This is a genomic window from Burkholderia semiarida (assembly GCF_029268935.1).
Lineage (GTDB): Bacteria > Pseudomonadota > Gammaproteobacteria > Burkholderiales > Burkholderiaceae > Burkholderia > Burkholderia semiarida.
Genome location: NZ_JAHLCL010000001.1, coordinates 488,160 through 501,109 on the forward strand (window position 1 = coordinate 488,160; position 12,950 = coordinate 501,109).

At 68.5% G+C, this 12,950-nt stretch carries 11 protein-coding genes; 4 read left to right on the forward strand and 7 right to left on the reverse strand.

Translation table 11 applies throughout. The features are described 5' to 3' along the window. Positions 1-14: 14 nt before the first annotated feature. Positions 15-209, reverse strand: a complete 195-nt coding sequence (locus KPB06_RS02230; RefSeq protein WP_275905302.1) for a hypothetical protein — start codon at positions 207-209, stop codon at positions 15-17. 194 nt (positions 210-403) lie between these two features. On the opposite strand from KPB06_RS02230, the gene KPB06_RS02235 reads away from it, so the two are divergent. Together KPB06_RS02235 and KPB06_RS02240 are read left to right on the forward strand one after the other, a co-directional pair. Further along, the gene (locus KPB06_RS02235) at positions 404-1,330 is read left to right on the forward strand and encodes an AraC family transcriptional regulator (RefSeq protein ID WP_275905524.1); all 927 of its coding nucleotides are present in this window, start codon (positions 404-406) and stop codon (positions 1,328-1,330) included. Between the two features lie 252 nt (positions 1,331-1,582). Further along, positions 1,583-2,470: an NAD(P)H-binding protein gene (locus KPB06_RS02240; RefSeq protein ID WP_275905303.1), complete on the forward strand. Its 888-nt coding sequence runs from the start codon at positions 1,583-1,585 to the stop codon at positions 2,468-2,470. Positions 2,471-2,495: 25 nt separating this feature from the next. Here the strand turns inward: KPB06_RS02240 and KPB06_RS02245 are convergent, their stop codons facing one another. Next, on the reverse strand, positions 2,496-3,698 hold the full coding sequence (locus KPB06_RS02245) for a benzoate/H(+) symporter BenE family transporter (RefSeq protein WP_275905304.1): 1,203 nt from the start codon (positions 3,696-3,698) through the stop codon (positions 2,496-2,498). A 173-nt stretch (positions 3,699-3,871) separates the two neighbouring features. Beyond that, positions 3,872-4,897: a fatty acid desaturase gene (locus KPB06_RS02250; protein ID WP_275905305.1), complete on the reverse strand. Its 1,026-nt coding sequence runs from the start codon at positions 4,895-4,897 to the stop codon at positions 3,872-3,874. A 241-nt stretch (positions 4,898-5,138) separates the two neighbouring features. Between KPB06_RS02250 and KPB06_RS02255 the strand changes: the two genes are divergently transcribed. Continuing rightward, positions 5,139-5,963, forward strand: a complete 825-nt coding sequence (locus tag KPB06_RS02255; protein ID WP_275905306.1) for a phosphate/phosphite/phosphonate ABC transporter substrate-binding protein — start codon at positions 5,139-5,141, stop codon at positions 5,961-5,963. A 50-nt stretch (positions 5,964-6,013) separates the two neighbouring features. Here the strand turns inward: KPB06_RS02255 and dbpA are convergent, their stop codons facing one another. From dbpA to KPB06_RS02275, 4 genes are all read right to left on the reverse strand, one after another. After that, the gene (gene dbpA, locus KPB06_RS02260) at positions 6,014-7,411 is read right to left on the reverse strand and encodes an ATP-dependent RNA helicase DbpA (RefSeq protein ID WP_059574722.1); all 1,398 of its coding nucleotides are present in this window, start codon (positions 7,409-7,411) and stop codon (positions 6,014-6,016) included. After that, positions 7,408-7,605: a hypothetical protein gene (locus KPB06_RS02265; protein WP_006483193.1), complete on the reverse strand. Its 198-nt coding sequence runs from the start codon at positions 7,603-7,605 to the stop codon at positions 7,408-7,410. The genes dbpA and KPB06_RS02265 overlap by 4 nt, the downstream gene beginning before the upstream one ends. 299 nt (positions 7,606-7,904) lie before the next feature. Continuing rightward, positions 7,905-9,590: a malate dehydrogenase (quinone) gene (gene mqo, locus KPB06_RS02270; protein WP_226093842.1), complete on the reverse strand. Its 1,686-nt coding sequence runs from the start codon at positions 9,588-9,590 to the stop codon at positions 7,905-7,907. Between the two features lie 769 nt (positions 9,591-10,359). After that, on the reverse strand, positions 10,360-11,229 hold the full coding sequence (locus tag KPB06_RS02275; protein ID WP_059645234.1) for a mechanosensitive ion channel family protein: 870 nt from the start codon (positions 11,227-11,229) through the stop codon (positions 10,360-10,362). A gap of 297 nt (positions 11,230-11,526) precedes the next feature. Between KPB06_RS02275 and KPB06_RS02280 the strand changes: the two genes are divergently transcribed. Then, entirely contained in the window at positions 11,527-12,900 is a 1,374-nt protein-coding gene (locus KPB06_RS02280) for a M23 family metallopeptidase (RefSeq protein ID WP_275905307.1), read from the forward strand. The last annotated feature ends 50 nt before the right edge of the window (positions 12,901-12,950 follow it).

Sequence of the window (12,950 nt, forward strand, 5' to 3'; positions counted from 1 at the left end):
TGTCGACCGGCCGGTCAGACGAGCGCGAAGTCGTCGTTGCTGTCGGGAATCGACGCGAGCAGCCGTTCGAGCCCGTACCAGCCGACCACGCGCAGGCACCACGCGGCGATGGCGGTGCGGCGGTGGCGGGAGCCGGAGGCGGATGAAGCGCGAGCGGTGGAAGGCGAGGGCGCGATGAACGCCGCGCGTAGCGGGCAGTCATGGGGCATGACGGGGCTCCGTAGGTGTCGGATGAGGCGATCGTAGGCTTCGCGGCGCCAGCCGGCGCGCACGCAAGGATCGTCCCGAGCAGAAACGGATGATCTTTTTTCTGCTCGACTCGGCGGCGGCCACGCAGGGCCGGCGCGCCGGCCCGAAACGCGTCACAATGTGCGTTCGGCACCCGATCTGGTGGAGACCCTCAATGAGCGATCCGATTCTTGCCGCGCCGGCGGACAACGGCGTTCCGGTCAGCCTGCGCTCCAGCCGCGGGCGGGGCTGGCGCGGCTTCGGCGCGTCGCTGCTGCAAATCCGTGCCGGCACGTACCGGATTCCGGCGGCCGAGCATCACCGGATCGGCGTGCATATCGGCGCGCCGGTGCGCGCCGACTGCGTGTGCGACGGCGAGCGCGTGTCGCGCATCCAGGCGCACGGCGACGTCGACGTGATTCCGGCCGGCTTGCCCGGCCAGTGGACCGACAGCGCCGACTGCCGGATCCTGCACATCGCGCTCGGCGATACGTTCGTGCGGCGCACGGTCGAACAGCTCGAACTGAAGCCGTCGCACGCGCAGATTCGCCGGCGGCTGCAGGTGCGCGACCCTCGGCTGCAGCACATCGCGTGGGCGATGGCCGCCGAACTCGAAGCGGAAGACGCATCGGATCCGCTGTACGCGGAAAGCCTGTGCACAGCGCTCGTCGCGCGGCTGGTCGACGGCCAGCCGGCGTTTCGCGAACGTCGGCGCACGCTGGCGCCGAAGGCGGCGGCGCGCGTGATCGACTATGTCGAGGCGAATCTCGACCGGCGCATGACGCTGGCCGAGCTCGCGGCGCTGGTGTCGATCAGCGTGCCGCATTTCAAGGTGCTGTTCCGTGAAACGCTGGGGATGCCCGTGCACCAGTACGTCGTGCGGCGCCGGGTGGAGCGCGCGAAGGCGCTGCTGCTCGAAGGCCGGCTCAGCATCAGTCAGATCGCGCTGGAGGCGGGCTTTGCGCATCAGAGCCACATGGCGAACTGGATGAACCGCGTGCTCGGTGCGACGCCGACGGAGATTGCGCGGTCGGGTATGCGCGGTGGGTTGCGGCTGGCTTATGACGGGGAGAAGGGGGCGCCCGGCATGACGGAGCGATGACTTCGCACCGGGTATGAGTTGCCGCATCGGATCCCGGAGTGACCGTCCAACAGGCTGTTGGACGATTGCCGCGTGCGCCCCCGTCCGGGGGCAGACCGTACGATTCGAAGCGACAAGGGAAGCCGCGAACGACTCGCATTGCAGCCGCAACCCGATCCATCATCGTTTCCTGCGCTGTTCATCTCTTCCTGCTCGCCGTCCGCGCCGAGCGGCCCGACAATCACGTCACCTTCATCCCCCCAGGAGCGAACCGTGTTCGTGATCTTCGGCGCATCCGGCAACGTCGGCCTGTCGACCGTGACGACCTTGCGCCACGCAGGCCATTCCGTGCGCGCGGTGCTGCGCGACGCAAGTCATCGTGAACGTTTCGCGCAGCTCGGCTGCGATGTCGCGATCGCGGACCTGACCGACGCGCACGCGATCGCCGCGGCGATCGACGGCGCGCGGGCCGTGCAGATACTGTGCCCGGTGCCGACGGCCGACGCCGATCCGGCCGCGACGATGACGCGGACGATCGATGTGGCGGCCGCCGCGCTCGCCGCGAACCCGCCGCCCGCGCTGCTCGCGTTGTCGGACTATGGCGCGGAGCTCGAAGGCAATACGGGTATCACGCGCCTGTTCCATGACTTCGAGGAACGGTTGAAGACGATCCCCACGCAGTTGACGCTGCTGCGCTCGGCCGAGCATCTGCAGAACTGGGCGCGCGCGCTGCCGGTCGCGCTCGGCACCGGCGTGCTGCCGAGCTTCCACCATCCGGTCGGCAAGGTGTTTCCGACGGTCTGGGCGCCCGATGTCGGCGTCGTTGCGGCGCGGCTGCTGCGCGATGCGCCGGAGGGCGGACGCGGGCCGCGCATCGTCAGCGTCGAAGGGCCGCGGCGCGTGAGCGTGGCCGCGATCGCGGATACGTTGGGCGCGGCGGCGGGCCGCGCGATCGTCGCGCACGAACTGCCGCGCGACACGTGGAGCGCGACGCTGCTGCGCGCCGGGCTCAGCGAACGCCATGCACAGCTGATCGTCGATCTGTACGACGTGCATAACGCGGGGCGGATCGATGTCGAGGCCGATGTGTCCGAGCGGGCCTACGGTACGACGACGCTGGCCGATGCGTTCGCGCAACTGGTGCGCCAGCCGGCGCGGTAAGGGAAGTGGCCGCGCAGGGGGCGCATCATGCAGGCTGCCGCACCCTGTTCAACACCACATACGCCGCCGACCCGATCACGATCCCCCAGAACGCGGACCCGAGCCCGAGCCACGTCATCCCCGACGCGGTTGCGAGGAAGGTGATCACCGACGCCTCGCGATGATCGTCGTCCTCGAAAATCCCGTGCACGTTCGCGCTGATCGCGCCGATCAACGCGAGCCCGGCCAGAATCGCGACGAACGCCTTCGGCAGCGCGAAGAACAGCGTGACGATCGTCCCCGCGAAGAGTCCGCCGATCAGATAGATCACGCCGTTCGCGATGCCCGCGATATAGCGCCGGTCCGGATCTTCGTGCGCGTCCTTGCCGGTGCACAGCGCCGCGGTGATCGCCGCGAGCACGATCGTGATTCCGCCAAAGCATGCGACGACCAGCGACATCACGCTGGTCGCCGTGATGATCGGCCGTGCGCTGGTGTGATAGCCCGAAACACGAAGGATCGTCATTCCCGGCAGGAACTGGCCCGTGAGGCTGACGACGACGAGCGGCAGCGCGAGGCTGAGCGTCGTGCCGAGCGTCCATTCGGGGGCGATGAAGATCGGCCGCGCGAGGCTCGGCGACACGTTGCCGAGATGCGTCATCCCGAGCAGCGTCGCGAGTGCGGCGCCGGCGAGCAGCACGAGCACGATGCTGTAGCGCGGCAGCAGGCGCCTGAAGATCACGTAGGCCGCGATCATCCCGAAACCGAGCAGCGGCTGCGCGGTCGCCGCGGAGAACGCATGCATGCCGAACGGCAGCAGGATGCCGGCCATCATGCCGCAGGCGATGCCGCGCGGGATGTGGCGCACGAGCCGGTCGAAATAGCCGGTGATGCCGATGACGAGGATGATCAGCGCGGCCGTGATGTACGCGCCGACGGCCTGGTTGAGCGTCAGTTGCGGAAACAGGCCGACGAGCAGCGCGGTGCCGGGCGCCGACCATGCGGTGACGACCGGCACCTTTAGCTTCCAGCTCGCGAACAGGCCCGATGCACCGGCGCCGATCGAGATCGCCCAGACCCATGACGACACCATGTCGTTGGACGCATGCGCGGCCTGCGACGCCTGGAAGAAGATCGCGAGCGGGCCCGCGTACGAAATCAGGACCGCGAGAAAGCCCGCGGTGATCGCGGAAACGGACCAGTCGTTGCCGATCGCGCGGATCGCGCCGGGTGGGGAGTTCGGTTGCATCGTCGTCGGGGAAATGCGGCGCGCGGCCGTGCGGCGGAGCCGGCGCGAATGATCGTCGGAAGCGCCGGATGAGCGGCCATTCTGGGCATTGCCGACGCAATTGGCAATTCACGGGCGACGAGCCGCGCTGTCGGCTTTTCGTAAGGATGGGCGCCGAAACGCGCGGGCCGACATCACGTACTGATCTGCAGCACCCTGTCGACCACCGCCACCTTGATCCCGCTGCCCGTCGACAGCGATGCCGTGCCCTCGTCGAACGGATGCACGGGCGAATCGGTCGGCGTCCACGCATGGCGCGCGAGCAGCGCGCGATATCCACCGCGGATCACGAAGCCGCCGCATTTCTTCGCATACGCGTCGCGCCGCATCCGGTACGCACGCGGCAGGTCGTACCACGGCAGCTTCGGCAGGTCGTGATGGACGAGATGATAGTTGTTGTTCAGGTACAGCAGCCGCATCGCGAAGCCGGCTTCGTTGATCGTGATGCGCGCCTTCGGATGCGGCGCGGCGCGATGCTCGTACAGCGAGCGGATCATCGCGAGCGACAGCGCGGGCCACGTGACGGCCAGCAGGTAGTACCACCACGGCACGCCGATCGCCCAGTGCAGCCACGCGAGCAGCGCGGCCACGCAGGCGACGTGAGCCAACCACATCGGCAGATAACGGAAGTCGCCGCGCCGGAACGCGGCGAACGCATCGCGCAGCGTCGTGGCGATGGCGAGCGGCGGCCCGACGACGAGGCGTCCGAGGAAAGTCTTGCGCGCGACCGTCAGCGCCCGGCGCCAGCGCGGCAGCCGCGCCCAGCGTTCACGCGTCACGTAGTTCGTTTCGGGATCGACGCCCGGCACGGTCAGGTCTTCGTCGCGATGATGCTCGAGATGCGTGTCGCGATACAGCGTGTACGGATACCAGATCGTCAGAGGCGGATAGCCGAGCAACTTGTTCACCAAGGCGGAACGTGTCGGATGGCCATGCAGCAGCTCGTGCTGCAGCGACAGGTGCCACGCGCCGAGCAGAATCAGCGGCGGCGTCGCGGCGGCGCGCGACAGGTGCCCGTCGCGCACGAGCAGCAGCACGGCGAGCCAGCCGCCGTAGATCACGACGACGAGCAGCCAGGTCGGCCACTCGGTGCGGGCGGTGAAACGGGCGTGGAGCGCGGCGATCGCGCGCGCGTGGTCGACGTCGAAGTATTCGGCCATGGCGTTGAGGCGGATGGATCGGGCAGTGCGGGGAACGAGCGATGGAACCGGGGCGCTCGGCCCGGGTGCGCTGGTGTCTCGCGGATCACGGTCGGCCGGCCCGGCATCGCACGGTGGCGGCGCCGGCAGGCCTTCGAACGGTACCGGGGCGGCACGGCCACGCCAACCAATCGATTCGCATTTGCTTATCGTGTCGCGGCCCATAAGCTTCCTGACCGCGGCCGATGCGTAGAATGCCCGCATGAACGCCTGGATTGCAGTCCTGCCGATGTACAACGTGACGCCGCGCCACGCCGCCCTGTGGCGCGCGCTGCTGCGTGACGCGCTCGATGCGTTCGCGAACGCGGGCGGGCCTGCCGACGTCGCGCTGCCCGACGCGCCGTTCGACGACCTGCAGGCATTGTGGCGGCGCGACGATCTGCTGCTGTCGCAGACCTGCGGCTATCCGTACCGGATGCTCGGCTTGCGCGACGTCGTGCGATTGGTTGCGACCCCCGTTTTCGATGCGGACGGCTGCGACGGGGCGCGCTACCGCAGCGTGCTGGTCGTGTCGGCGCGCGTGCATGCGGGCGGTGCGACGACGCTCGCCGCATGCCGCGGGTTGCGGGCAGCCTTCAACGGCGAGGATTCGCACAGCGGGATGAATGCATTCCGGCACGCGGTCGCGCCGCATGCGCACGACGGGCGGTTCTTCGGCTCGGTCACGCCGTTCGGTTCGCACCTGAACGTGCTGCGCGCGCTGGCGTCGGGAGAAGCCGATTGCGCGGCGATCGACTGCGTGACGTTCGCGTATGTGCGCGACGCGCTGCCCGGGCTGCTGGAGGATATTCGCGTGATCGGCACGACCGCACCCGCGCCGGGATTGCCGTTCGTCGCATCGCGGGCGCTGGCGGATACGCAGATCGGCGCGTTGCGGGATGCGCTCGATCGCGCGGTGGCCGCCGATGCGGAGCGGGCGCGCGTGCTGCGGCTGAGGGGATTCGACCGGCTGTCGCCGGCCGACTACGACACGATTGCGCGGTTCGAGCGGGAAGCCGCCGCGCACGGCTATCCCGAACTCGGGTGACGTACGGGGCGGCGCGCGGCGGTGCTGCGACCGCCCGCGCCGCGGCCCGCTTACTCGTCGTCCATCAACCGGACCTTGACCCGCTTGCCCTTGATCTTCCCCGCATTGAGCTTGCGCAGTGCGTCGCGCGCGACGCCGCGCTCGATCGCGACATAGGTCGAGAACTCGGTCACGTTGATTTTGCCGATCTGCTTGCCGTCGAACCCGGCGTCGCCGGTCAGCGCGCCGAGCACGTCGCCCGGACGGATCTTGTCCTTGCGACCGCCGAGGATCTGCAGCGTTTCCATCGGCGGCAGCAGCACGCTGTCGTCCGCCGGCTTCAGTTCGGCGAGCGGATGCCATTCGACCTCGCGCTTCTGCGCCTGTTCGATCGCGCCGACGCGGCCCATCTCGTCCATGCTCGCGAGGCTCAGCGCCCAGCCGTCCTGATCCGCGCGACCCGTGCGGCCGATCCGGTGCACGTGCACTTCGGGGTCGGGCGTCACGTCGACGTTGATCACCGCTTCGAGCTGCGCGATGTCGAGCCCACGCGCGGCGACGTCGGTCGCGACCAGCACCGAGCAACTGCGGTTCGCGAACTGGATCAGCACCTGGTCGCGCTCGCGCTGGTCGAGCTCGCCGTGCAGCGCGAGCGCGTGGAAGCCCTGCGCGTGCAGCACGTCGAGCAGGTCGCGGCACTGCTGCTTGGTGTTGCAGAACGCGATCGTGCTCACCGGCCGGTAGTGATTCAGCAGCTGGCCGACCGCATGCAGCCGCTCGTCCTCGGTCACTTCATAGAAGCGCTGGCGGATCTTGCTGTCGTCGTGGCGTTCCGCGAGCTTGACTTCCTTCGGATTGCGCAGGAACTGCTGGCTCAGCTTCGCGATGCCGTCCGGATAGGTCGCGGAGAACAGCAGCGTCTGGCGCGTCGTCGGGCACATGCGCGCGACCTTCGCGATGTCGTCGAAGAAGCCCATGTCGAGCATCCGGTCGGCTTCGTCGAGCACCAGCGTGTTCAGCGCATCGAGCTTCAGGTTGCCGCGATCGAGGTGATCCATGATGCGGCCCGGCGTGCCGACGACGATATGCGCGCCGTGCTCCAGGCTCTGCGCCTGCGGACGCATCGGCGTGCCGCCGCACAGCGTCAGCACCTTCACGTTCTCCTCGGCGCGCGCGAGGCGGCGCACTTCCTGCGCGACCTGGTCGGCGAGCTCGCGGGTCGGGCACAGGATCATCGCCTGCACGTCGAAGCGGCGCGCGTCGAGACGCGCGAGCAGCGCGAGCGAGAACGCGGCGGTCTTGCCGCTGCCCGTCTTCGCCTGCGCGATCAGGTCCTGGCCGGCCAGCGCGATCGGCAGGCTCGCGGCCTGGATCGGCGTCATGTCGACATAGCCGAGCTGCGCGAGATTCGCGAGCGTGGCGGGCGTCAGCGGCAGCGCGCTGAACGGCGTGGCGGTCGGTTGGGTCAAGACAGGTCTCCGAGGTAGGGGCGGCCTTCCATCTGCTCGTAGACGACGTTGCCTTCGTCGTCCTCGAAGCGTTCGAGATAGTTGCGGGCGCCGCACAGCGGGCAGCGGAACAGCAGCCCCTGGCCTTCGTCCTTGATGACGACGTCGGACTGCTCCCACTGCGTGCCGCAGCTCTGGTTTCGGCAGGTAAACACGGTCTTTCTCCAGCTGAATTCGGTTGATGGCGCGCCCGGCCGGGCGCGGCCACGGCGGGCGGCGCCCGCGCGGCTCGGGCGCGGGCCGCACCGGCGGTCGCTCGGGTTGTGTCGATGCGGGTGATGGATCGGGCGGCGACGGGGTCGCGCGTGCCGCAATTCTAGCGGAAGCCGGTGCCTGCGCCCGGCGCGCGCCAGGAAAAACGGCCGCCCCGGAGAGGGCGGCCGTGTCGGGCGGCGTAATGCGCGCCGCGGGTGCCGCGCAGGCTCTGCGCGGGTTATGCGCGGCGTCGCGCGCGTTACAGCGCCATGTCGGCCGACGCCTTCGCCGGGCGGGCCGGCGCGGTGCCGGTCGCCTGCGACGGCGCGCCGAGGTCGATCTTCGGCGGCGGCGACAGCTGCAGTACGTCGCTCGTGTAGGTCCATTCCTCGACGACCTTCGCCGGGCTGTCGTTCAGCTTCGTGCCGTAGCTCGGCACGATCTGGCGGATCTTCTGCTGCCACTCGGGCGTCGCGACCTTGTCCTTGAACACCTTCTTCAGCAGATTCAGCATGATCGGCGCGGCGGTCGACGCGCCCGGCGACGCACCGAGCAGGCCCGCGATGCTGCCGTCCTGCGATGCGACGATCTCGGTGCCGAGCTTCAGCACGCCGCCCTTGACCGGGTCGCGCTTGATGATCTGCACGCGCTGGCCGGCCTGCCACAGGCGCCAGTCTTCCTTCTTCGCGTTCGGGAAGTACTCCTTCAGCGCGTTGAAGCGATCGTCGTCGGACAGCATCAGCTGGCCGGCGAGGTACTGCACCAGCGGGAATTCGTCGACGCCCACGCGCATCATCGGCGCGACGTTGTGCAGGTTGGTGCTCTTCGCGAGGTCGAAGTACGAGCCGTTCTTCAGGAACTTGGTCGAGAACGTCGCGAACGGCCCGAACAGGATGATCTTCTTGCCGTCGATGATCCGCGTGTCGAGGTGCGGCACCGACATCGGCGGCGAGCCGACCGATGCCTTGCCGTACGCCTTCGCGAGGTGCTGCTTCACGACCTCGGGGTTGTCGGTCACGAGGAACGAGCCGCCGACCGGGAATGCGCCGTAGTCCTTCGCCTCGGGGATGCCCGACGCCTGCAGCAGGTGCAGCGCGCCGCCGCCCGCGCCGATGAACACGAACTTCGCGTCGACCGATTGCGGCGGCTCATCCGAGTGCAGCTTGACCCACGACACGTGCCACGTGCCGTCGGCGTTGCGCGAGATCTCGCGCACTTCGCTCGACAGCGACAGCGTGAAGTTCGGCTGCGTCTTCAGGTAGCCGACGAACTGCCGCGTGATCTCGCCGAAGTTCACGTCGGTGCCGATCGGCGTCCACGTCGCCGCGACCTTCTGCGAACGGTCGCGGCCTTCCATCATCAGCGGCACCCACTGCTTGATCTGGTCGTAGTCTTCCGAATACTGCATCCCGCGGAACAGCGGGCTCGCCTGCAGCGCTTCGTAGCGCTTCTTCAGGAAGCGGACGTTGTCGTCGCCCCACACGAAGCTCATGTGCGGCGTCGAGTTGATGAACGCGCGCGGGTTCTTCAGCACGCCCTGCTTCACCTGCCACGCCCAGAACTGGCGCGAGATCTGGAACGACTCGTTGATCTCGATCGCCTTCGAGATGTCGATCTTGCCGTCCGCCTTCTCCGGTGTGTAGTTCAGCTCGGCGAGCGCCGAGTGGCCGGTGCCGGCGTTGTTCCAGCCGTTCGAGCTTTCCAGCGCGACGCCGTCGAGGCGCTCGACCATCGTCATCGACCAGTCCGGCTGGAGTTCGTGCAGCCAGACGCCGAGCGTCGAGCTCATGATGCCGCCGCCCACCAGCAGGACGTCGACCTTCTTCGTGTCGGCGGCGTGCGCGGACGATGTCGCGACGCACAGCGCGAGCGCCGACAGTATTACCCGTAACGTTTTGATCACAGCAGAGATCCCTTTTTCAACTTGAATGCATCGGTTTGCCATGCCGCCCGGCGCGGTTCCGTGGCGCTGAAATGCGGGTCCGGAGATCCGGACCGCGAATCCGGAATTCCGGATCGGCGCCGCGCGCCGTTGCATTTGCGCACGGAAGCCATTCGGAAGGACACCTTCGGATCGGCTTCCCGCGGGCAGGCAAGCGCCTGCGTCGCGACGGTGCGCCACGCGCCGGGGCCCTGACGGCAAGCCCGAGCGGACGGCGCTTCAGACTGCGTTGAAAGAGGCCGCGCGCGACGTGTTTTGCGGGGGCGGGGTGGCAAGGGGCGCGTAATATAACCGAACTCGGACACTGTGTCGCAGACGCCGAATATCCTTGTTTTCGTGGGGTTTTTTGTGCGTCCGGGTTTCCGGAATGACGGTGCGCGACGCGGGAAAATCGAGGGGGATCGGCGGGGTCGAATGCGTGCGACGGGTATGCCATGCACCAGGCCGGAACGTCATCGGATCGCGGCGTTGCACCGCGACCCGTTTACTCGCATCACATCACTTCATTTCGCTCCGCCGTTCCGGCAGTACTGTTCACAAGCCTCGACTGGATCGACGACACGCCGGCCCGCTTCGTCGGCACGCGCTCGACGAACCCGCGACGGCGCCGGTCGCAATGCTGGCCAGAGTCTATCGCGGCATGACGGGGGAAACGAGCTTCACGCCGCCGGGCGACCGGAAGCACGGCGCGATGTCGGAGTTCACGTAAAGGAGCGGCAGGAAGGCGCTGCTCGACATCGTCAGGATGTAACGTCGCGGGCGGCGCGCTGCCTTACGACACGCGCATGCGCGCGCCGTCCGCGCGGCGTTCCGCGTCGTGCACGATGTGCAGTTCGCGCGTGCGGATCGGCAGCGCGCAGTCCGCATCGGCGAGCGTCTTGCGGACCTGGCGCGCGAGGCGCCAGCGCATCGCCCAGAACTTGTCGGTGTGCGTCCACACGCGCATGTTCGCGACGGCCGTGCTGTCGTCGAAGCGCATCACCATCACGTCCGGCGCGGGATCCTGCAGCACGTCGGGGTCGGCCGCGGCCAGCGCGTGCAGCGCATCGAGCGCGCGATCGATATCGTCATGCACGGACACTTCCACTTCGAGATCGAGGCGGCGCGTCGGGTTGCGCGTGTAGTTGCGGATCGAGCTGCCCCACAGCGCGCTGTTCGGCACGTACTCGCAGATGCCGTCCGGCTTCGTGAGGCGCGTCATGAAGAGCCCGACCTCTTCGACGGTGCCCGCGACGCCCGTGCCGCCGTCGATGTAGTCGCCGACCTTGAACGGCCGCAGCAGCAGAAGCATGATGCCGGCCGCGATGTTCTGCATCGTGCCCTGCAGCGCGAGCCCGATCGCCAGGCCAGCCGCGCCAAGCACCGCGACGATGCTCGCGGTTTCGATGCCGAGCTGCGACAGCGCGCCGACGATCGCGACGATGCGGATGCCCCACACGGCGACGTCGCACAGGATCGGCCGCAACGTGTCGTCGACGCGCTCCTTGTTCGAGAGCAGCCGGTTCAGCCAGTTGCCGACGCGTTTGGACAGCCACCAGCCGGCGACGAGCAGCGCCAGGCCGGCGGCCAGCTTGATGGAGAGCGTGGACAATGCATTCCACAGGAACGTCCAGCGTTCCGGATGAAGATGTTCGAGAAACATGACGGGATTCCGGTGTTGAAGACAGATCGTTCGGCGCGTGGCTGTGCTCACCCGCCGGCAGCGTTCGACTGTACACGGCGCCGGGTGGTTCGCGCGAATGAAGGGGTCGAATACGAGCCGCGGCGAAATTGCGATTTCGTCCGTGTACGAAGCGTATGTCCATCCAAATAGGACAAGGCCTATTTGGTCATTTTGCGTGCGTCGATACACTCGCTTCCAGGTTGCCGGATCGTGACGGTCGTTCTTCCGCGATACCCGGCTTTTCCCGATTTTTCATCGATAGCGAGTGACGACGTCATGCGGTTGAACCTGCGTTTCCGTCTCGCACGCGAACAAGGTCAATCCGCCCGGCGCGGTGTCCCGTGTTTCCCGATTAGCCGTGCGCTGTTGCGCAGCGCCGTCGTGACGGCCTGCATGGCGGGTACGCACGGCATGGTGGCACAGGCGACTCACACCGCGGCGCCCGTTGCGCCCGTGACGGCTGCAACGCCCGACCTTGTCGACGTGCCTTTTTTCAATCCCGCCCGGACGACGTGGGGCGGCTTGCGCGCATCGGCGGCGGTGCCGCTCGACGTCGCGTACGCCGCGCATGCGTCGGGCCTGTCGGCGGGCGCCGATCGCGACGATCTCGCCGTTCGATTCGGCGCGTGCGTGGCTTACCGCGTGCTGTGCGATTCGGCGCGCGACGCGGTCGAACGCGGCTATGCGTCGCGGTTCGATTACGGTCTGGCGTCGGCGTTGCCCGCGATGGACGCGCAGCCGGCGGCCGAGCGGGGCGCCGTCGATCTGGCATCGGCCGAGCCGTTCACGCTCGCGGAGCCGGATCGCGGCACGCGCGCCGGTGCGATCGTCGGCAATCTGCGCGCGTCGCTGGCGCGCGCCGATCTGCCGGCCGGCGTCGCCGCGCAGATCACCCGCATGCTGGCCGGGCGCATCGATCCGAAGCAGCGCGCCGCGGCCGGCGATACCTTCCGCGTCGCCTTCGAACGCGACGACAGCGCCGGGCGGCCTGGCCGCATGCGCGTGACGGCGCTCGACGTCCGTTTTCGCGGCCAGCGCGTCGCGGGCGTGTGGTTCGCGCCGAAGGCGGGCGCGCCGGGCGCCTATTACGACTTCGACGGCATGCCGCTCGCCGGCGCGCGGTTTGCGATGCCGGTCAACGCGAAGCGCATCAGCTCGCGCTTCGGCACACGCGTGCATCCGGTCACCGGCGTGCGCCATGTGCATTCGGGCGTCGATCTGGCTGCGCCGGCAGGCCGCGCCGTTCATGCGTCGGAGCGCGGCGTCGTGACGTTCATCGGCACCGAGCCGCGCGGCTACGGCAAATACGTGGTGATTCGGCATGACGGCGGCTACGCGTCGTACTACGCGCACCTGTCGGCGTTCGAGCCGACGCTGCGAACCGGCGCGCGCGTCATGCGCGGCCAGCGTGTCGGCGCGGTCGGCAGCACGGGGACCGCGACCGGCCCGCATCTGCACTTCGAGGTGCGCCGGCATGCCCGCCTCGTCGATCCGATCGAACTCGTTCACGCGGCCAAGGCGGCGAGGCTGAAGGGCGCGCAACGTATGGCGTTCAACCGCGTGGCGCGCGATGCGCGCACGCACCTCGCGTCGGCCACGTTCGCGCAACCGGTCGCGATGTCGAAGGCCGTCCCGGCGCAGGCCGGTTGATCGTTCGCCGGATGCCGGCCGCGGTGGTCGGCATCGTATCGGTGGGGCGC

Coding starts and splice junctions, on each gene's coding strand:
- KPB06_RS02230 (WP_275905302.1), bottom strand. CDS start 209: ATGCCCCATGACTGCCCGCTACGCGCGGCGTTCATCGCGCCCTCGCCT.
- KPB06_RS02280 (WP_275905307.1), top strand. CDS start 11,527: ATGCGGTTGAACCTGCGTTTCCGTCTCGCACGCGAACAAGGTCAATCC.
- KPB06_RS02245 (WP_275905304.1), bottom strand. CDS start 3,698: ATGCAACCGAACTCCCCACCCGGCGCGATCCGCGCGATCGGCAACGAC.
- KPB06_RS02250 (WP_275905305.1), bottom strand. CDS start 4,897: ATGGCCGAATACTTCGACGTCGACCACGCGCGCGCGATCGCCGCGCTC.
- KPB06_RS02275 (WP_059645234.1), bottom strand. CDS start 11,229: ATGTTTCTCGAACATCTTCATCCGGAACGCTGGACGTTCCTGTGGAAT.
- KPB06_RS02235 (WP_275905524.1), top strand. CDS start 404: ATGAGCGATCCGATTCTTGCCGCGCCGGCGGACAACGGCGTTCCGGTC.
- KPB06_RS02255 (WP_275905306.1), top strand. CDS start 5,139: ATGAACGCCTGGATTGCAGTCCTGCCGATGTACAACGTGACGCCGCGC.
- mqo (WP_226093842.1), bottom strand. CDS start 9,590: ATGGCAAACCGATGCATTCAAGTTGAAAAAGGGATCTCTGCTGTGATC.